The 18,260-nt window shown below is 31.9% G+C and carries 18 protein-coding genes; 12 read left to right on the top strand and 6 right to left on the bottom strand.

Annotated features, from left to right (window positions below):
* Window positions 1-34: 34 nt before the first annotated feature.
* A complete protein-coding gene (gene sucD / locus MMJJ_RS00185; protein ID WP_104837143.1) occupies window positions 35-898 on the bottom strand; it encodes a succinate--CoA ligase subunit alpha in 864 nt (287 codons plus the stop codon).
* 560 nt (window positions 899-1,458) lie between these two features.
* Between sucD and MMJJ_RS00190 the strand changes: the two genes are divergently transcribed.
* The 3 genes from MMJJ_RS00190 to MMJJ_RS00200 all read left to right on the top strand — a co-directional run bounded on the left by MMJJ_RS00190 (window position 1,459) and on the right by MMJJ_RS00200 (window position 3,511).
* Window positions 1,459-1,932, top strand: a complete 474-nt coding sequence (locus MMJJ_RS00190) for a hypothetical protein (RefSeq protein WP_011170898.1) — start codon at window positions 1,459-1,461, stop codon at window positions 1,930-1,932.
* Between the two features lie 288 nt (window positions 1,933-2,220).
* Window positions 2,221-2,973: a precorrin-3B C(17)-methyltransferase gene (gene cobJ / locus MMJJ_RS00195; RefSeq protein ID WP_011170897.1), complete on the top strand. Its 753-nt coding sequence runs from the start codon at window positions 2,221-2,223 to the stop codon at window positions 2,971-2,973.
* A 142-nt stretch (window positions 2,974-3,115) separates the two neighbouring features.
* The gene (locus MMJJ_RS00200; protein WP_104837144.1) at window positions 3,116-3,511 is read left to right on the top strand and encodes a translation initiation factor IF-5A; all 396 of its coding nucleotides are present in this window, start codon (window positions 3,116-3,118) and stop codon (window positions 3,509-3,511) included.
* Between the two features lie 92 nt (window positions 3,512-3,603).
* Here the strand turns inward: MMJJ_RS00200 and cbiB are convergent, their stop codons facing one another.
* Genes cbiB through MMJJ_RS00220 form a run of 4 tightly spaced genes read right to left on the bottom strand, consistent with a single transcriptional unit; the run spans window position 3,604 to window position 7,726 of the window.
* Complete coding sequence (gene cbiB, locus MMJJ_RS00205) at window positions 3,604-4,524, bottom strand: adenosylcobinamide-phosphate synthase CbiB (RefSeq protein WP_104837145.1); 921 nt, start codon at window positions 4,522-4,524, stop codon at window positions 3,604-3,606.
* Between the two features lie 10 nt (window positions 4,525-4,534).
* Window positions 4,535-5,965: a DUF530 family protein gene (locus MMJJ_RS00210; RefSeq protein WP_104837146.1), complete on the bottom strand. Its 1,431-nt coding sequence runs from the start codon at window positions 5,963-5,965 to the stop codon at window positions 4,535-4,537.
* A gap of 12 nt (window positions 5,966-5,977) precedes the next feature.
* Window positions 5,978-7,312 carry a CCA tRNA nucleotidyltransferase gene (cca, locus tag MMJJ_RS00215; protein WP_104837147.1) on the bottom strand — a complete coding sequence of 445 codons (1,335 nt, stop codon included), beginning with the start codon at window positions 7,310-7,312 and terminating at the stop codon, window positions 5,978-5,980.
* A gap of 57 nt (window positions 7,313-7,369) precedes the next feature.
* Complete coding sequence (locus MMJJ_RS00220; protein ID WP_011170892.1) at window positions 7,370-7,726, bottom strand: UPF0058 family protein; 357 nt, start codon at window positions 7,724-7,726, stop codon at window positions 7,370-7,372.
* Window positions 7,727-8,007: 281 nt separating this feature from the next.
* On the opposite strand from MMJJ_RS00220, the gene hisG reads away from it, so the two are divergent.
* Together hisG and gatB are read left to right on the top strand one after the other, a co-directional pair.
* Entirely contained in the window at window positions 8,008-8,874 is an 867-nt protein-coding gene (gene hisG, locus MMJJ_RS00225) for an ATP phosphoribosyltransferase (RefSeq protein ID WP_104837148.1), read from the top strand.
* A 182-nt stretch (window positions 8,875-9,056) separates the two neighbouring features.
* The gene (gene gatB, locus MMJJ_RS00230; protein WP_104837149.1) at window positions 9,057-10,466 is read left to right on the top strand and encodes an Asp-tRNA(Asn)/Glu-tRNA(Gln) amidotransferase subunit GatB; all 1,410 of its coding nucleotides are present in this window, start codon (window positions 9,057-9,059) and stop codon (window positions 10,464-10,466) included.
* A 73-nt stretch (window positions 10,467-10,539) separates the two neighbouring features.
* On the opposite strand, the gene MMJJ_RS00235 is transcribed toward gatB, so the two are convergent.
* The gene (locus MMJJ_RS00235; protein WP_104837150.1) at window positions 10,540-12,381 is read right to left on the bottom strand and encodes an aldehyde ferredoxin oxidoreductase C-terminal domain-containing protein; all 1,842 of its coding nucleotides are present in this window, start codon (window positions 12,379-12,381) and stop codon (window positions 10,540-10,542) included.
* A gap of 88 nt (window positions 12,382-12,469) precedes the next feature.
* Here MMJJ_RS00235 and MMJJ_RS00240 point away from each other — a divergent pair, with 88 nt between their 5' ends.
* The 7 genes from MMJJ_RS00240 to cobS all read left to right on the top strand — a co-directional run bounded on the left by MMJJ_RS00240 (window position 12,470) and on the right by cobS (window position 18,235).
* On the top strand, window positions 12,470-13,480 hold the full coding sequence (locus MMJJ_RS00240; protein WP_104837151.1) for an AI-2E family transporter: 1,011 nt from the start codon (window positions 12,470-12,472) through the stop codon (window positions 13,478-13,480).
* Between the two features lie 22 nt (window positions 13,481-13,502).
* The gene (locus tag MMJJ_RS00245) at window positions 13,503-13,955 is read left to right on the top strand and encodes an adenylyltransferase/cytidyltransferase family protein (protein ID WP_104837152.1); all 453 of its coding nucleotides are present in this window, start codon (window positions 13,503-13,505) and stop codon (window positions 13,953-13,955) included.
* A 13-nt stretch (window positions 13,956-13,968) separates the two neighbouring features.
* Entirely contained in the window at window positions 13,969-14,781 is an 813-nt protein-coding gene (locus MMJJ_RS00250) for a sulfite exporter TauE/SafE family protein (protein ID WP_104837153.1), read from the top strand.
* A 57-nt stretch (window positions 14,782-14,838) separates the two neighbouring features.
* Window positions 14,839-16,350 (top strand): phosphoadenosine phosphosulfate reductase domain-containing protein, encoded by a 1,512-nt coding sequence (locus MMJJ_RS00255; protein WP_104837154.1) that lies wholly within the window; start codon window positions 14,839-14,841, stop codon window positions 16,348-16,350.
* A gap of 108 nt (window positions 16,351-16,458) precedes the next feature.
* Entirely contained in the window at window positions 16,459-16,746 is a 288-nt protein-coding gene (gene ehbP, locus MMJJ_RS00260) for an energy-converting hydrogenase B subunit EhbP (RefSeq protein ID WP_104837155.1), read from the top strand.
* 22 nt (window positions 16,747-16,768) lie between these two features.
* Window positions 16,769-17,446, top strand: a complete 678-nt coding sequence (locus MMJJ_RS00265; protein WP_104837156.1) for a TIGR02253 family HAD-type hydrolase — start codon at window positions 16,769-16,771, stop codon at window positions 17,444-17,446.
* Window positions 17,447-17,461: 15 nt separating this feature from the next.
* A complete protein-coding gene (gene cobS, locus MMJJ_RS00270; RefSeq protein ID WP_011170882.1) occupies window positions 17,462-18,235 on the top strand; it encodes an adenosylcobinamide-GDP ribazoletransferase in 774 nt (257 codons plus the stop codon).
* Window positions 18,236-18,260: the final 25 nt, after the last annotated feature.

The raw sequence follows: 18,260 nt of genomic DNA on the forward strand, positions 1-18,260 counted from the left end.
TTAAATTAATAATAAAATAATTGAAAAAAGCAGTTTAAATAATTTCTTTTAATAATAATGGAATATCCGAAATTCTTTTTGCAACATGTGCGCCTGCATTTTCAAGAGCTTGCATTTTGCTTTTTGCAGTTCCGACTCCTTTTTCGATAATTGCACCAGCGTGACCCATTCTTTTTCCTTCGGGTGCAGACTGTCCTGCAATGTATGAAATAACGGGTTTTTTCATTTTTGAAATCATTTTTTCAGCTGCATCTTCTTCAGCGTTTCCACCGATTTCTCCAACCATTACAACTGCGTCAGTTTCAGGGTCGTTTTCAAACATTTCTAAAACTTCAATATATCTTAAACCAGTTATCGGGTCTCCACCAATTCCAACACAGGATGATTGGCCGTAATTTGATAAAGTAAGCTGGCTTGCAATTTCATAAGTTAATGTACCACTTCTTGATACCATTCCAATGTTTCCTTCTTTTAATATGCTCATCGGGATGATTCCAAGTTTTCCTACCTTTGGAGATGCTAAACCCGGAGTATTTGGTCCGATTATATTTACGCCGTGTTTTTTCCCATATGCTACGATATCCATCGAATCTTGAATTGGAATGTGCTCAGTAATAATTGTAACAAGCTCAACTCCTGCATCAATAGCTTCGTATGCAGCATCTTTTACAAATGGCGCAGGTATAAATATTAAAGATGCATTCGCGTCGTATTTTTCAACAGTTTCTAAAACTGTATCATAAACAGGGACTCCGTAAACATCCTGACCGCCTTTTCCCGGCGTTACTCCTGCCAATATATTTGTTTTGCATTCAAGCATGTTTTTCGTGTGGAATCTACCCTGATTTCCCGTGATCCCTTGAACAATTGCCCGTGTATTTTCATCTAAAAGAATCAACATTTCACCTCACTACTAAAAAGAGTGAATAATCAATGAATATCAAAAATCCGTAATATCCAGATATTATCCTATAATATATAAAGATTCATCTTATGGAATAATATTTGAAAAAAAGGTTCAAAATTAAAAATCCAGTCTAAAAAATAAAATTATGGGGTTATTTAAAAATTTTAGTAAAATTATGAATTATACCCAAATAGGTGTTCAGGGGTTAAAAAAGCAATTTCAGATATGAAATTTAAATGTTTTCAAATATAACTCATGATTCTAAGTATACACACTTAAGGTCGAAAAACCAGTATTTTTAAATAATCGGATTTCTGACCTAATTATATACTAATTTATTATAGTATAAATAATTAGTTCCCATAAGAATATGATCTAAAATTAATATATAAACTAATCAATAAATTTTTTCGTATAATACGATTTATTTCGCTTTTATAACATAATTAATATAAAAATTAGATATAAATATCTAAAATACTAAGTATAACATCTATTAAAAGTACTAAGTATGTTGGATTATTTGGAAATTTAAATACGAGGAAAGAAGCATGGAAGATCAAAAGGCAGTATTTGAGGAATGTTATTCAACTGCAAAAAATATTTCATCACCCCTATTGAAGTATTTTGTAAAATATAATGAATTTGAAAAAAAAGGATACAACATTGATCCTTACACTTATACAAAACTCACGATACACAGCATGCTGGTCTTTAGGCTTATAGAAAAAGAAATAGAATCGATGGATTTAAGTTACGAAGAAAAAAACACGGTAGATGTTTTAAAACGATATAAAAATAGGGATATTTCGGATCTATCGCCTAAAAATTATTTAAAATTTTCAGTATGGATAAATAATGAAGGAAATCTTAGATACCGGCTAAGTGACGTTAGGCAGGATTTAAAAGAAGAAAGCATGTGGACAATGGTTACTGCTTACCTAGTTCCGCATACAAATATACTTAAAACGAGCAATGGGATCTTTTTAAAGGCTGCAATGAAATACGATTTAATTGAATTGTAATTTTTCTTTTTTTCATTTTGAATTTTTTAAATCAAGATTAATTATATAAATGTTCAGAGTATATTCCATGTTAATAGTATTTGGGTAACAATGGTAGCAAGTATTGGGTTTTTTATTGTCCTAATAACGTTGTATGATGACAGTTACCCCCGCTGACTAAATTCGTGATTTTCATGATTTTGGGATGAAGACATCAGCACTATCTGACACAGCTACCATTTATTAATATATTGTTAACTAAACTGTTTTTAAAAATTATAATTGTATTTTAACTGATTCTGTGATAAAATGTTATATGTTGTTGGTATCGGTCCTGGAAATGAGGATTATTTTACAAAAGAAGCCGAAAATGCGCTAAATTCTACTGATTTAATTGTATGCTACACAGGATACAAAAAATATGTTGAAAGATTTGATAAAGAAATCTACGTAAGCGGTATGACTAAAGAATTAGAAAGGGTTGAATATGCCCTTAATGAAGCTGAAAATAAAGATGTGGCACTTGTTTCAAACGGGGACGCCACAATATATGGTCTTGCATCTCTTGCATATGAATTAAATGAAAAGAATTTACACAACGTTACAATAAAGGTTTTAAGTGGACTAACCTCCGCAAGTGTCTGTTCATCCATACTTGGTGCACCGTTAAACCACGATTTTGCGGTTGTTAGTTTGAGCAACCTTTTAACACCTTTAGAAACTATTTTAAAAAGAATAAATTGCGCAGTAGAAAGCGACATGGTTCTTGCAATTTATAATCCATTGGGTAAAAAAAGAAAAGAACCGTTTTTGAAAACTGTTGAAATAATCTCGAACTATTCTAAAGACCGAAATATCGACTATATTGTTGGAATTGTTAAAAATGCCGGAAGAAACGATTCTGAATATAAAATAACTACGATAAACAATCTGGTTAATAATTTAGATGAATTTATGCAGTATATCGATATGAGTACAACTCTCGTTATTGGAAACAGCAATACAAAAATTATCGACGGTATGATGATTACTCCACGAGGGTATATGTCAAAATATGAGTAAATTTGAACTAAAATGCTAAAAAATTATATATATAATAAAAATATATTATTCGAAAGCCTTTTTTCAGGACTAACTAGCTTATATAGCATTTGAGATAATTGCTATATAATTTCAAACACTACAAGCTTAAAATGGTGATATTATGGCAGGAACAAAACCTTCCGAATTGGGAGCTCTTAAAGTAGGACAGTACGTTGTTATTGACGGTATTGCATGCAGAGTTATGGACACAGCACACTCAAAACCTGGAAAACACGGTGGTGCAAAAGTAAGATTAACTGCAATGGGTATCTTTGAACCAGTTAAAAAAGAACACGTAGGACCAGCAAGCTCAAGAATCGATGTACCACTCATCGACAAAAGAAAAGGACAAGTTTTAGCTCTTATGGGCGACCACGTTCAAATCATGGACTTGGAAACCTACGAAACATTAGAATTACCAATGCCTACTGATGTTGAAGGTATCGACAGCGGTGTAGAAGTAGAATACTTTGAAGCAATGGACAGATACAAAATCACAAGAGTTATCAGCAAATAATTTGTCTGATTATAACTTTTTTTAAATATTAATGCTTTTTTAAAACAGTTATTTTTAAAATTAAAAATTAAAAGATTATTTAAAATTTCAATTTACATAAACAACATCATATAAATTATTAAAAAAAGTAAAACTGAATAATCAACTGCTTTTAACGAATTTAGCGCTTTTTCAACAGTAATTTCTCCTTTTCCAAGTTTATAATATCCAATTTTTTCAAGTTCCATATGTAATGAATTTGCAAGCGTTGCCATTGTGTATCCCGAATTTGGTGAAGGGGTTTTGCTTCCTTCATTAAAATATCCTAAAAGTGCAGATTTTACATTTCCGCCGTAAAATGGCGCAGATATAATTAAAAGCATTCCTGCAATTCTTGAGGGAATAAAATTTAAAATATCATCCAAATATGCGGCAGTTTTTCCATAATATAGATATTTTTCCGATTTGTAACCTATCATTGCATCAAACGTGTTAACCGCTCGATATAAAAAAGCTCCAGGAAGTCCAAAAATTGCCGCATAAATTAGCGGTGCAATAATACTGTCCGTAATGTTTTCTGACGCACTTTCAATTGAGGCTGACAAAATATGTTTTTTATCTAGTTCACTTGTATTCCTACTTACAATACACTGGACAGACTTTTTCGCGCTTTCAAGGTCGTTATTCACGATAAATTTTATCGGGGATTTTGAAAATTCAATCAATGATTTGTGCCCAATTGAAAACGAAAGGATTATTGAATAAAGAGATATTTTAATGTAGGAATTTGAAATCGAGTTTATAACCTGTTCTATTTCATAAGCCATGAAAAATACAATTCCTAAAACTAAAGCTACATTTAAAAAGCCAAAAATCAGATCTCTACTTTTATTTACTGAATTGGATGATTTGAAGACATTTTCAAAAAAGCTGATTAATTTTCCGATGAATACAACAGGGTGGACTTTTTCAGGCGGTTCTCCGATGTACCTGTCAAAAAAATCTGCTAAAATTAAATAAATTGGGTTTATCATTGTTCTGACCTTAAAGTTTTCCAAGAGCGTTTAAGAAGTTTTTAGTTTTATCTTTTTTGATTTTACTGTACTTTTCGAACTTTTTAATATCTATTTTATCTTTTAGTAATTCTTTAACATCATTTATTGCAGCCATTAATTTTAATATCTCTTCAATTTCCGTTTTTTCAAATTCAAAAGATTCTACAACATCCCAGTCATAAAGTAGGTAGATTGAAACACCGCCCAGATTTTTTATTGGTATGTCGTATTTTGGAAGTTCTTTTTCAAGTAAAAATTTCAAATCAAGTATTTTTTTTGGTTCGATATTTTCTACAACTAGCCAGTTTAAATGTGCAGGGGAGGGCGTAACAAGTATTGATGGGAACTGGTTTGATCTGGTTCTTTCATCGGCCGATTTTTTTAAATAATACATTAATAAGTCCTTTGAAAGGATTTTTAAAGGAATATCTAATGAAATATTTTCAAGGATTTCATCTTCCATTTCAAGCGATTCTTTAAGTTTTTTCAGGGGTTTTCCATTTTTATAAAGCCCCCTATCTTCTAAATCATTCTTTAGGTTCATTTTTCGAAGTTTAATTTCTTCCATTGCACGTACATCGATTACTCCGCTTTCACAATCATTTCCTTTAAAATCACTGCATATCATTCGGTATTTTTTAACAATACATCTTTCTTCATCTGAAAGTGTTTCTTTTAGCTTTTCATCAATTTTTTCAATAATTTCGTCAGAACATGCACTTAAATAAGCTAATGAAAGTATTTTTTTAACGTACTGGTCGTTTAAAAGTTTATTTTTTGAATAATTTTTTTTAATCGAAGTGATTATTGCATCGCCAAAGGTTTTTTTAATGTATCTTTCGTAATCTTCTTCTTCAATTTTTATTCTTTTAAATTTTCTTTTCCCGTTTTCCAAAATAACTAGTGAAAGCGTAATTGAACTTAAAATACCTTTTCCTTCAGTTTCAAATACGCTTAATATCCTTTTGTAGGATTTTATAAAAAAAGGAGGAATTTTAGAAAGTAATTCTTTGTATGATCCATCATAGGATAAATGTGCGAGTATTTTTTTGTTTCCCATATCTTCTTGAATATTTCCAATAGCAATTTTGTGAGAAACTATTGCGTATTTTACTCTTTCAAGTGCGCCTTTTTTTTCATCGACCATTCTTCTTAGGTATGACGAATAATTAATTATTTCGTAAATATCATCGTCTTCCCCACCTTTCAACCGGCCAACACCGATGTAGGGTGTATCAAATCCCTGAAGTTCCATTTTTTCTCTAAAATTTTCCAAAATTTTTAAATTATTTTCGAGAGTTTCAGATATGGCGTTTACACTATCTTCTTTTTTGGGGTCAAAATCTTTTAATTTTTTCCCAAAATTTGATAAACAATCTAAAAAATCATTGCATTCTTTAATCAAGACACTGCTATCCATATTCTCCCGAAATTATTTCCTTTCTATAAAAGTACCTAACCGTATTTTCGCATTTTCTGGACATACGTACTTAGGATAGGTTATAATGTTCTTTAATTTCCCATTAACAATATCTTCGAATAGTATTTGTATGTTTTTATATTTTCTGGTTTTGTATGCGCAAACATTGCATTCTTTAACAAAATAATGTTCGTTATGCGTTATAAAATTTAATACTCCTTGTTCACTGTATACTGGAGGCCCAATTCTTAATTTTACATCTGGAAGCTCATGAATTAAAAATTCCCAAGATAAATAACAGGTATCATCATCTGCAAAATTTTGGTACCTTAAATATTCAAAATCATGTTCTTTGACTAATTTATTAATACTTTTTTGTATTTTTTCCATTTGTGGGTAGATTACATCTTCAACAACATTTTCAGGTCTTGAAATTTCCAATGTTATTAAATAACCCCTTTTTCGCTGGTTTAACAAATCAGTAGTTTTTTTATAAAACCCGTAGAAAAATTCTTTTGAAGGTTTTTTCAAAAACATTTTTGAATAAAATATAAATTTACATAAGTTTTCTTCATTCAATGCTGCGGCAACGTTTCTATTTAGATCAACAGGGTCGTAAACTACCAGAGAATCATTAAATTTTAAAAAATCATGATCTTTTTTTAAATCATACATTTCGTAAATTTCATTTAAAACTATTGAATGTTTTGGTTTCCACGTTTGTACGGCAGATAAAAGGTTTAAAAATCCCCCGTATTTCAATATTAAAAGTTCGCAGAGATATCCTGAAAATCCCGCAGTTTTTAGGTCTGATCCATATATTCCAAGACCTTTTAAAAATTTTTTCAAAAGACGGATATCATTTGATAAATCATTATTTTCGTATGCATTCAACAAAAATTCGTTATGAAGTGGAGTCCTGTCAACGGCAGAAATTATTTTTTCGCAATTTTCAATATCATAGCAAGGAACGATATCTAAATTAAATTTTCCAATTTCTCCAGAAACATACGGGTGTTCTGCATATTCTATCCATGATTTTCCATTAAAATAATTAATTACATCTTTTCCAAGTTTCAGGCCCAATTCTTTTAGCATATCTCTATCGGTTTCTTTTTCAAACCTTAAAAATATGTCAATGTCGTGATCATTTTTTAAATTTGCATCTCTTGCAGTTGATCCAACTTGAATTATATCTAAGACAGGATATTTTGAAATATCTTTGATTTTAGAGATTATTTTATCCGAAAATATTTTTAATTCTTCTTTTTCCGAGTCTGTTGGACAGATATCCTTTAAAACATCGTTTAAAATATCAATATAATCATCAGCATTTAATTTTTTCAAAATATCCACCTGAAAATAAAATTTAAAAAATAACTATGTAATATATTTAAAAACAGATTAAACCGTGTTTTTTACGTTTTCGTGTTTACATTGAACATCAATCGAATTTTTGACCTTCTTTAAATTTTGATATTTCTCAGATTGCATGTTTATGTATTTAAAAGCGTTTTCAGACAATCTTTTTGAAAGATTTTCTGGGATTGAATCGTCTCTTTGAGATAACCCTTCTGCAAGGCATGCAGCAAGTAAGAAAATAGCGGCTCTTTGTTCTGTTTTGAGTTTGTGGATATGATGGGGCTTTACATCTAGTTCTTCGTAAGTTTTCAAATAAACACAGTCTGTGCCCTCTGGGATCATTTCTTTGAAAACGTGCACGAAAAATTGGTGGAGTTCCATTAGTTGTTCTTTGTGCATTGGTTCCCCCTTTTAAATTTATTATGGGTTTAAGTTAAATCATCATATTATATATAGTTTTCAGAATTTTGGTTCTATTTCCAATTTAAAAATTTAATTAAAAAAGAATAACGATAGCTAATCACAGAAATTATTACCTAAAATATATATTATGTTCTTATACCTGTAAATATAATCCTTTTTGTAGCAAACATATTTATGCAAAAAAACGTACCTAAATTTAAGATTAATTGATATTATTTGGTTTAATTTTTTAATTTTCATAATTCATGGGTGATATTTTGATTTTACTTGCACTGCCAAACAAGGGGAGAATTTCAAAACCTGTAAACGAAATTTTGGAGAAATCAGGTTTAAAAATAAGTGTACATGGAAGAAGCCTTTTTGCAAATACTGTTGATCCAGAAATAAAAGTAATGTTTGCAAGGGCGAAAGATATTCCTGAATTTGTGCGAGATGGTGTTGCTGACGTTGGAGTTACTGGATATGACTTAATGCTTGAGCGGGATACCGAAGAAGAACTTGAAATGCTTTTGGATTTTAAATTTGGAAATGCAAGGCTCGTACTTGCAGCTCCTGAAAATTCAGATGTAAACTCAATTGAGGATGTAAAAGACGGAATGAAAATCGCAACAGAGTTTCCAGGCCTTACGAAAAGGTATTTAGAAAAAAAGGGGCTTAATTTAGAAATTATTGAATTAAGTGGTGCAACTGAAATCGCTCCTTTTATCGGCGTTTCTGACCTTATTTGTGATTTAACATCAACAGGGACAACGCTTCAATTAAACAGGTTAAAAGAAATAGAAAACGTTGTTTCATCAACAACAAGACTCGTTGCAAACAAAAAAAGTATGAAAGACCCAGAAAAAAGTGCAAAAATAAATCAGGTTCTTTCAGGAATTAAGAGTGTAATGTATGCACAGAGTAAAAGGCTGATAATGATGAACGCCCCAAAAGACAAGGTTTCAGAAATTACTTCAGTAATTCCAGGAATGGGCGGTCCAACAGTATCAGAAATTCTTTCAAACTGTGATATGCTTGCAATTAATGCAGTAATCGATGAAAATAAGGTATTTGAAACAGTTAGCAACCTCGAAAAGCTCGGGGCAAGGGATATTCTGGTTGTTCCAATAGAAAGAATACTTTAAAAATTTGATTTTGACTCTTTATTTTTTAGATTGGATAAATATCTCTTAAAAAATCTTTTTATAGTTAAATTTAAAAAGAAAGTAAAGTATATTTATCTAGGTTTGAAATGAAGTTTATTCTTAAAATCTCGGCATGTTAGATCATGTTAATATAATTTATTTTTATTATTTGGGTGAATAAAATGAGCGAAGATCTATCAATGAAATGCGGTCTTGAAATTCACGTGCAGGTAGATACAAATTCTAAACTATTCTGCCAGTGCCCTACAAATTATAAGGACGTTGAACCAAACACGAACATCTGTCCGGTATGTATTGGACACCCTGGTGCAAAACCCATGCCTCCAAACAAAAAGGCAATAGATGTTGCAATAATGGTTGCAAAAATGTTGGATTGTGAAATGGTTATCGATAAAGACATCTATTTCCAGAGAAAACATTACAACTACCCGGATTTACCAAGCGGGTACCAAAAAACATCTGTTCCGATTGGAGAACACGGAACATTTTTAGGTGTTGGAATTACTGAAGTTCACCTCGAAGAAGATCCTGGACAGTATAAGCCAGATCTTGGAACTGTTGACTACAACAGGAGCGGAACTCCATTAATTGAAATCGTAACTGACCCTGATATGAAAAGCCCTGAAGAAGCGAGAGAATTTTTAAGGCAGTTAATGAGATTATTCAGGTACATCGGCCACTTAAGGGGCGAAGGTACTATGAGAGCTGACACCAACATATCTATTAAATACAACGGAATTCAGGGAAATCGGGTCGAAGTTAAAAACGTAAATTCTATAAGGGGCGTTTACAAAGTTTTAAAATACGAGTTGATAAGACAGAAAAACGTTCTTCGAAGGGGCGGAGAAATTAAAATGGAAACAAGGGCTTTCATGGAAAGTCAAATGATTACAAAAGGAATGAGAAGTAAAGAAACTGCGGACGATTACAGGTACATTCCAGATCCTGATTTACAGCCTATTGTTTTAAACAACAACTGGGTTGAAAAAGTTGAAGCCCAGATGCCAGAAACTCCAATGAACAAGGAAAAAAGGTTTGTTGAGCAGTACGGAATAAAAGAAGACGATGCAAAAGTTTTAGTTTCGGATTTAGAACTTGCAGATGTTTTCGAAAAAGTCGTAGCAGAACTTGGAAACGACAAGAATGGAATTTCGCTCGCAGTTACATGGATTAGGAATGAATTGAAGAGAGTTTTAGTTTACAACAAAATAGAATTCTTTGAAACGAATTTAAAACCAGAACACATGGTTGAATTAATTAATTCGATTAAAGATAAAACAATCAGCCAGAAAATCGGTAAAACTATCATTGAACAGATGGTTGAACATAAAGGAGAAAAAACTCCAAAAGAATTAATTACAGAAATGGGTTTAACTGTTATTGAAGACACAAGCGAACTTGAAAAAGCCTGTGAAGAAGCTATTAAAAACAGTGAAAAAGCAGTTGAAGACTATAAATCTGGAAATCAACGAGCATTAAACTCTGTTGTTGGTCAGGTTATGAAATTAACCCGCGGAAGAGCAGAACCTGGAACTGTTGTTGAAATACTTAAGAAAAAAATTGATGGATAACTTTTTTATTTTTCTATTTTTTTAAGTTTTAAAAATTTAAAAAGTACTAAAAATTAAAGAATTCGGAAAAAATTTATTCTTTTAATTTCCAGTCAATTTCTAACAATTCACTGTATTTTTCAAGAACTCTTTTTATATATTCATTGAAATTTCCGTTTTCAAATTCTTTTGACCATTTTTCATTTTCAAATTCAAAAGCACCTGCAATTATTAATTCTTTTACTCTTTCACTTTCCATTTCTGGACAACCGATATTTGAATCGTATTTTGCAATTTTTTTGAATAATTCCATAGATTCTTCATTTAAATTAACGTCACTGACTTCTTTTACAAGTTTGTCAATTATTGGGGTTATCCATTTTCTATGGAATCTACATATTCCAAGATTTTCAAGTGTAATTTCTTCAATTGAATTTTTAACACTCAGTTCTGCAAGTTCTTCAGGTTCTAAAAAAACCCCGCACTGGTAGTGTGTTAAATATTTTCCCTGAATTAAGTATGGCATGAAATTTCCAATTGCCCAGTACATTGTTGGTGAAATCTGGCCCTGTTCTCCAAAAGAATCATAAACTCCAAAGTCTTCGAATTTTTTATCATTAACTCTGTCAGGATATTTTTCATCAAGTATTTTTCCAGCACGCCTAGTTCCAGATTTACAGATTTTTCCAAATTCGTTTGTTTGAAAAGCAATAATTTCTGCAAGTTTTACGGCTTGCTGTGCATTATGCATTGAATTTTTTAATATGTCGTCATCTTCTTCGAAGTTTGAAATGTCAAATACTGGTTTTTCAATTCCAACTTCTTCTGGTTTTAACATTCCGTTATTTAATAGTTCAAAAGTCCAAGAACACAAATTTCCAAATTCGATTGCATCAAACCCGAGTTTATCTACTGTGTGGACCACTTTGTCTGCTGCATAAATATCAAAAACACCGATACATGGTCCGTTTGCTTCATAGGGCTCGTAATCTACATGAAGCCCTTTTCTGTATTTTTTACAAACAACAGGACAGGGTTCTCCACAGTTGGTCCAGTTTTTAGTTTCAATTGCTTCTTTATCAAAACGGTTTACAAAATATTCAATTATTTTTTTGTGAAGTTTCATTCTTTTATTTTTATCAATAAACGGCATTCTCCAGTTAAAAACCGGTGTTAATTCCATTGTAACGTGGTAGTTATTCCCAAAGGTTCCGCCGGTTTTTTTCTCTTCACTGTACCTGTATTTTTCAGTATGTTCTAAAACGACTTTTGTATATGGTTTATTGTAGTGTTCTTCAACAATCTCTTTAAGATTTTTTTCAGGGGTTTTTTTGCCAAAAAATACAACTCCCAAAACATTATGGGCTTGATATAAAACTGAACCGCCTCCCCCTCTTGCAGCCCAATCTTCGGAGCCTTCGACAATTTTTCCATTTCTTATGGTTTGCGAATAAATTCCACCCATATTTGTAGTTTTTGAAGCAGGTCCGACTAAAAATGCCCTGTAATTTTTTTCCTTAAATAAGTCGATTATTTTATCGTTAAATTCATAAATATCAGTTATTTCTTCTGTAAATGGCATAAATTCTATTTTTAATTTATCTTCTTCCCCATTAAGTACAATTACAGTTGGAACTTCACATTTTCCAGTAATTGCAACGTTTTGAATTCCCGTATCTTTAAATGTATATCCAGCACCGCCCATTGCAGAGAAGTGAAATCCATCCCATAATGGAGATCTAAATGAAAAAATTAGCCGGTGACCTCCAATGATTGGTAAAACTCCTTTTCCAAAGCAGAAAATATTTTTTTCATCAAATGCATCGTATTTCCATGTTTCCTGCATGTTGTGTAAATTAATTCCAAAAGAAATAGGAAATTCTGATCCTTCAATTTCTTCATAATTTTGTCTTGATCCGTCAATCAAAATGTTCATATATAACACCCTGACAAATTAATAAATAATTACAATTAATTGGGGTTTAATCCTATATTTGTTTTTATTTATTGATAATGGGGATTTTATGAAAGAAAATGAATATAGATTTTTAATGCGAATTTTTGTATTAATATCGTTTCTATCAGTTTTAATTATTGCCTTTCCATTTTTAGATACTATCGCATTTGCATGCGCGTTTGCCTACATGACCGAGCCTTTTTTCAGCGCATTGAAAAAATATACTGGAAGAACACTTGGTGCAATACTCTGTATTTTAATGATAACAGTTCCTGCAATAATACTCGTATTTTTAATATTAACCGATATTTTTGAATTTTTAAACAGTTTGGACTATGCAGGTTTTGTTGATTATACATTACAGTTTATAAATTATATAGGTTTACAAAATATCGCAAAAGAGGATTTATCTTCAATACTGTCAGAAATCTGGAATTTTTTAAAGCCGACACTTAATAAAATGGCAGGCCAAATCTATGGAATCCCGCTATTATTGATAAAAGGATTAGTTACGGTATTTTTGACATATTATTTCTTAAAAGATGGATATAGATTTAAAGAAGCAGTAATGCCCCATGTTCCCGAAGTTTACCATGTTCAAACTGAACTGTTTATTCGAAAACTTCATGAAGCTTACAAAAATCTTTTTGTCGTAAATGCACTAACTGCATTTACTGTTGGATTAATTTCAATTGCAGGTTTCTGGGCGATAGGCCTTCCAAATCCAGTTACGCTTGGAGCATTGAGTGGTATTTTAACATTGCTTCCAATTGTTGGAGGTTGGACCATATACATGCCATTATCCGTTTATTATATTGCAGTTGGAATGTATTCAAAAGCAATATTACTTTTTGGGTTTGGCGTACTTTTCTTATCCCTTGCACCCGATTTTGTAATACGGCCAAGGCTTGTAAACCATGAAAGCAGTATTCATCCCGCTTTTGCACTCGTTGCATTTTTAATGGGCCCGCTTGCTTTAGGAATCACGGGTTTTGCATTAGGTCCTTTGATAATGGGCACATTTGATGCAATATTCAGGGTAAAAAATGGCAAAGATAGTATTATAAACCTAAAATAGCTAATAAATACAAAGTGATATAATGGAAAAGAAAATAGCAGTAACTGCAGGTACGTTTGATTTACTACACCCTGGACACTTTAACACGCTTAATTTTGCGAAAAAACACGCGGATGAACTTGTTGTAATTATTGCAAGGGATGAAACCGTAAAAAAAATTAAAGGTAGAAGTCCAGTAATTCCAGAAAAACAGCGAAAAATAATGATAGAAGCATTAAAACCTGTTGACCGTGCAGTTTTGGGTAGCTTAACTAATAAACTTGAACCGATTTTAGAAATCAGGCCTGATGTTATAGTTTTGGGTCCTGATCAAACCACATATCAGATTAATGAATTAAAAGCACAGCTTGCAGAACATTCACTATATCCTGAGATATTAAAAGTCGAAGATTATGTAAAATGCCCATTTCACAGTTCTTATGATATTTTGAAAGAAATTGTTAGAAGATGGTGCTGTAAGGAATTAAAAGTATAGTTTGTGTGTATTTATGGAGATTTTTTTAATCTATTTACTTTTATTGGTTGTTGGATGTATTGTTGGTTTTACGACTGGTGCTTTGGGGCTTGGTGGCGGTTTCCTGATGGTTCCAATATTAATTTATATATTCCAAAATCTAGGGATATCTAACGACTATGTCGTTGCAATGGCCGTTGGAACAAGTCTTTCAGTTATTTTTTTAACTTCGCTAAACAGTGCTTATTCACATTCAAAATTTGGAAACATAATTTGGAAGTACTCGTTATTGCTCGGGTTTTCGGGAATCATGGGAACTTTTGTAGGGGTCCAAATCGTTACAAAGTACCTAAGCGGTGATCTTCACCGAATTTTATTCGGCATCATGTTAATAATCCTTTCTTTAAATATGGCGCTCAGTAAATCTGACCCGAAGGTGGAAAAAAGCCAGGAAATTAAATATCTGCCAGTTATATTTTGCGGATTTTTGATAGGAATTTTATCAAGCATGTTTGGAATTGGCGGTGGAACTATTGCAATTCCAATTTTAACGATATTTTTAAAAACGCCGATAAAAAAAAGCATAGGCACTTCTCTTGGAATGATGGTAATAATTTCATTGAGTGGAGCTTTGGGATATTTCACAAACCCCGTTACAATACCGCAAGCGTATAATTATTTAAACTTTATAGGCTACGTATCATTGACATCTGCTTTGTCGATAGGTGTTATGAGCATCATATTTTCAAGATATGGGGCTAAACTCTCAAACAGCATAAATGCCAGCCTTTTAAAAAAATTTTTCGGCATCATCCTCATGTTTGTTGGACTTACAATGATAATTTAATTAAAATCAACCCCCGAATAATTTTAAAATTAATTTATTTTAATTAACGGTGATATATTGAAGACTATTTTAGGAAAAATTCATTTAAAATGGTGTAAAAACTGTAACCTTCCTGTGCTTGATACCAAATGTGCAATTTGTGATTCTGAAACAGTTGATGTTAAAGTAACGCCTCCTGGAGATGCAAGACCTGCATTTAAAGGTGATTTGGAGTTAATAAATAAAACAATAAATTTACAATTTGGAGTAGAAGAAAATTTGTTTAAAAATAAACTAGTTTTGGTAAACAAGGCTCCAGGAATTGAATATTTTCAAGAAATTATTGTTGATGGAATAATTTTTGGAATTTTAAATTTTAACGAGAAAAAACACGAATGGAAGATAATTCCAACAATAGAAGGGGCTAGAAGGCTTATCATCGCAGGTTGTAAGAAAAAATTACTTGTAGTAAAAGAAGATGTTCCAAAATTTATTTTAAATAAAGGAGCATCTGTTTTAAGGCCAGGTGTTGATTATGCATCCGAAGATATAACTAAAGATGACGATGTAATCATTTTAATTGAAAAAGCCGATTCAAGCACTGATTTTAATGAAATGGATGTTTTGGGTGTTGGTCGGGCCAGAATGGACTATGAAGAAATTGTAAATTCTGAAAAGGGAATGGTTGCAAAGGTAAGAAAGTCCGAACTTCCAAAAAATTCTGAAATTCTGCATGAAGTTGGCGAATTTGACGAAGCAATTGAAAAAATGATTTGCGCAAATAAAGACGCCATGCAGAAAGTTGAACGTAATTCTATCGGGTTTATGAGAAATACTGTTGTAAAAATTGGAAAGCCTGCTTCAGTTGCTTATTCTGGTGGAAAAGATAGCCTTGCAGTACTTCTTTTAGCACTTGAAGCGTTTAAAAATACGGATGAGCAGATTGAATTTGATGTATTATTCAATGATACAGGAATTGAATTTAACGAAACTTTAGAAAATATTGAAAAAATTGCAGATACATACAACCTTGAAATTTTAAAAACCAAATCTGGTGATTTCTGGGAAAAATTAGAAGAATATGGGCCCCCTGGGAGAGATAATCGATGGTGTAGTGAAGTATGTAAGGTATCTCCTCTTGGAAAGCTCATCGATGAAAAATACGAAAAAGGATGTTTATCATTCGTAGGCCTTAGAAAATATGAATCGATAAATCGTTCAAAAAAACCGAGAATATGGAATAGCCCAACAATTAAAAAACAGATGTTGTCAGCACCAATATTAAACTGGACTGCAATGCATGTTTGGATTTATATTTTAAAACATAAAGCTCCTTACAATGTATTGTACGAGCAGTGTTTTGATAGGGTTGGATGTTTCATATGTCCTGCAATGGAAATTGGAGAAATTGAGTTAGTAAAACTGAGTTATCCAAAACTCTGGGAGAAATGGGAAAGTTTCCTGAAAAGCCACGCCAAAATTCATGAAAAAAGTGAAGATTGGGTAAAAGGCGGTTGGAGATGGACCAATAAAACAAGAGCAAACAACCAAAAACCCGACGAACCGATAAATGAAAACTGGCTTGGATAGATTTTAAACGTGTGCATATATTAATGAGTTCTTATAATAATCTTATAAAACGAAAGGTGATATATTAATGAGTTCTTATAATAATCTTATAAAACGAAAGGTGATATATTGCCAAAGATGTTACTGCTCCCAAAATTAACGATGTCTCTTGGAGGATACATAAGAGAATCCGTTGAAATTTATAATGAAGATGGTGTAAAAGAATTCCCGCACAGGAACGTTGTAGTTGGAAATCCTACAGCTGAGCCAATAAAAATAGATGTTCCGGCATATGATGAAGATTGGGTAAAAAGACACCAGGAACTTGGTTTAATTGTGGTTCCTGTTGAAATGGACCAGGATTTCGTTGGAATATTTAAAATGGTTGAAGAAAAGGTTAAAAAAGCAAATTTATAAGTTATATGTTACTGGTGAAAACATGATTAAAGGAGTGCTTTTTGACCTTGACGATACGCTTTACAATTCTTCGAGTTTTGCAAGCCGTGCACGAAAAGAAGCTTTAAGGGCGATGATTGATGCAGGTTTAAATTCTACGGAAGAAGATGCTTTAAAAATACTGAATAAGATTATCGAACAAAAGGGTTCAAACTACGGCGGGCACTTTAATGACCTTGTAAAGGCAGTTAATGGAACATATGATCCAAAAATAATCACCATGGGAATTATTACTTATCACAACGTTAAATTTGCTTTACTTAGGCCTTATTCAGATACCATGAATACATTAATGGATTTGCGTAGCATTGGTTTAAGTTTGGGAATATTGACCGACGGAATTACCATAAAGCAGTGGGAAAAATTAATAAGGCTTGGCATTCACCCGTTTTTTGATGAAGTTATAACTTCCGAAGAATACGGGCTTGGAAAACCAAATATTGAATTTTTTAATTATGGACTCAAAAAAATTAATTTAAAACCCGAAGAAGTAGTTTACGTTGGGGATAGGGCTGACAAGGATATGGTTCCTGCAAAAAACGTTGGAATGACCACAGTTAGAATATTACAGGGAAAATATTCGGAAATTCCGGATGACATAAGTGACTATTCTATAAAAAATATATCTGAACTTTCAAAAATAATTAAAACACTTATTTAATTTTTACGGGATAATATGATAGATGAATTAAAAGGATTAGTACTTTTCATGACTCGAATTCCTGTTGGAAGATCAAAAAGCGACTTTGAAGGTATTGCAAAATATTTCATGTTCATGCCTCTTGTTGGAACGTTAATTTCACTTTTTGGAGTTTTTACTGCATATATATTGAATTATTTAGGATTTACCTCTGGAAACATAATCGGAACTGCTGTTTTGTTTACACTTTTATATATTCAGGGATTTCACCATCTTGACGGACTTGCAGATTACGGGGATTCCTGGATGGTAACTGGAAACGCTAGAAAAAAATTAGAAGTTATGAAAGACGTTTACATGGGAATAGGCGGTTTTGTATTTGTATTTTTTGTTGAACTGCTTTCTTTATTTTCATTTGCATATCTTTTTGAAACAAGCACTTTCACATTATTTTTAAAATATATTATAATAATTGAAACCTGTTCAAGACTCGGGCTTTTATCATGTGCATGCTGTGGAATTCCTGCAAATGATGGAACGGGCAGATTTTTTGCAAAAAAATCAAACGAATACCACCTTTTAACGGGTTTGATATTTTCATTAGGTGTTTCAATACTGCTCCAAATACCAAAAATTGGGGTACTATGCTCTATTTTAGCGGTATTTTTAGGAATGTTTATCGCATGGAAATGCAATAATAAATTGGGCTGTGTTACCGGAGATATTTTTGGAGCAACCGCTGAAATATCAAGAATGGTATTTTTGATTGTAATTATTGCATTTACCCCATATTTTTCACTTATTGGGTAATTAAATAAAAAATTAAAAAAGTATG

Origin of the sequence: Methanococcus maripaludis (assembly GCF_002945325.1) — an archaeon.
GTDB lineage: Archaea > AGJL01 > Methanococci > Methanococcales > Methanococcaceae > Methanococcus > Methanococcus maripaludis.

Bases quoted from the DNA above. Each gene is read 5' to 3' on its own strand.
- MMJJ_RS00190 (WP_011170898.1), top strand. From the start codon at position 1,459: ATGGAAGATCAAAAGGCAGTATTTGAGGAATGTTATTCAACTGCAAAA.
- cobJ (WP_011170897.1), top strand. From the start codon at position 2,221: ATGTTATATGTTGTTGGTATCGGTCCTGGAAATGAGGATTATTTTACA.
- MMJJ_RS00200 (WP_104837144.1), top strand. From the start codon at position 3,116: ATGGCAGGAACAAAACCTTCCGAATTGGGAGCTCTTAAAGTAGGACAG.
- cbiB (WP_104837145.1), bottom strand. From the start codon at position 4,524: ATGATAAACCCAATTTATTTAATTTTAGCAGATTTTTTTGACAGGTAC.
- MMJJ_RS00210 (WP_104837146.1), bottom strand. From the start codon at position 5,965: ATGGATAGCAGTGTCTTGATTAAAGAATGCAATGATTTTTTAGATTGT.
- MMJJ_RS00220 (WP_011170892.1), bottom strand. From the start codon at position 7,726: ATGCACAAAGAACAACTAATGGAACTCCACCAATTTTTCGTGCACGTT.
- gatB (WP_104837149.1), top strand. From the start codon at position 9,057: ATGAGCGAAGATCTATCAATGAAATGCGGTCTTGAAATTCACGTGCAG.
- MMJJ_RS00235 (WP_104837150.1), bottom strand. From the start codon at position 12,381: ATGAACATTTTGATTGACGGATCAAGACAAAATTATGAAGAAATTGAA.
- MMJJ_RS00240 (WP_104837151.1), top strand. From the start codon at position 12,470: ATGAAAGAAAATGAATATAGATTTTTAATGCGAATTTTTGTATTAATA.
- MMJJ_RS00245 (WP_104837152.1), top strand. From the start codon at position 13,503: ATGGAAAAGAAAATAGCAGTAACTGCAGGTACGTTTGATTTACTACAC.
- MMJJ_RS00250 (WP_104837153.1), top strand. From the start codon at position 13,969: ATGGAGATTTTTTTAATCTATTTACTTTTATTGGTTGTTGGATGTATT.
- MMJJ_RS00265 (WP_104837156.1), top strand. From the start codon at position 16,769: ATGATTAAAGGAGTGCTTTTTGACCTTGACGATACGCTTTACAATTCT.
- cobS (WP_011170882.1), top strand. From the start codon at position 17,462: ATGATAGATGAATTAAAAGGATTAGTACTTTTCATGACTCGAATTCCT.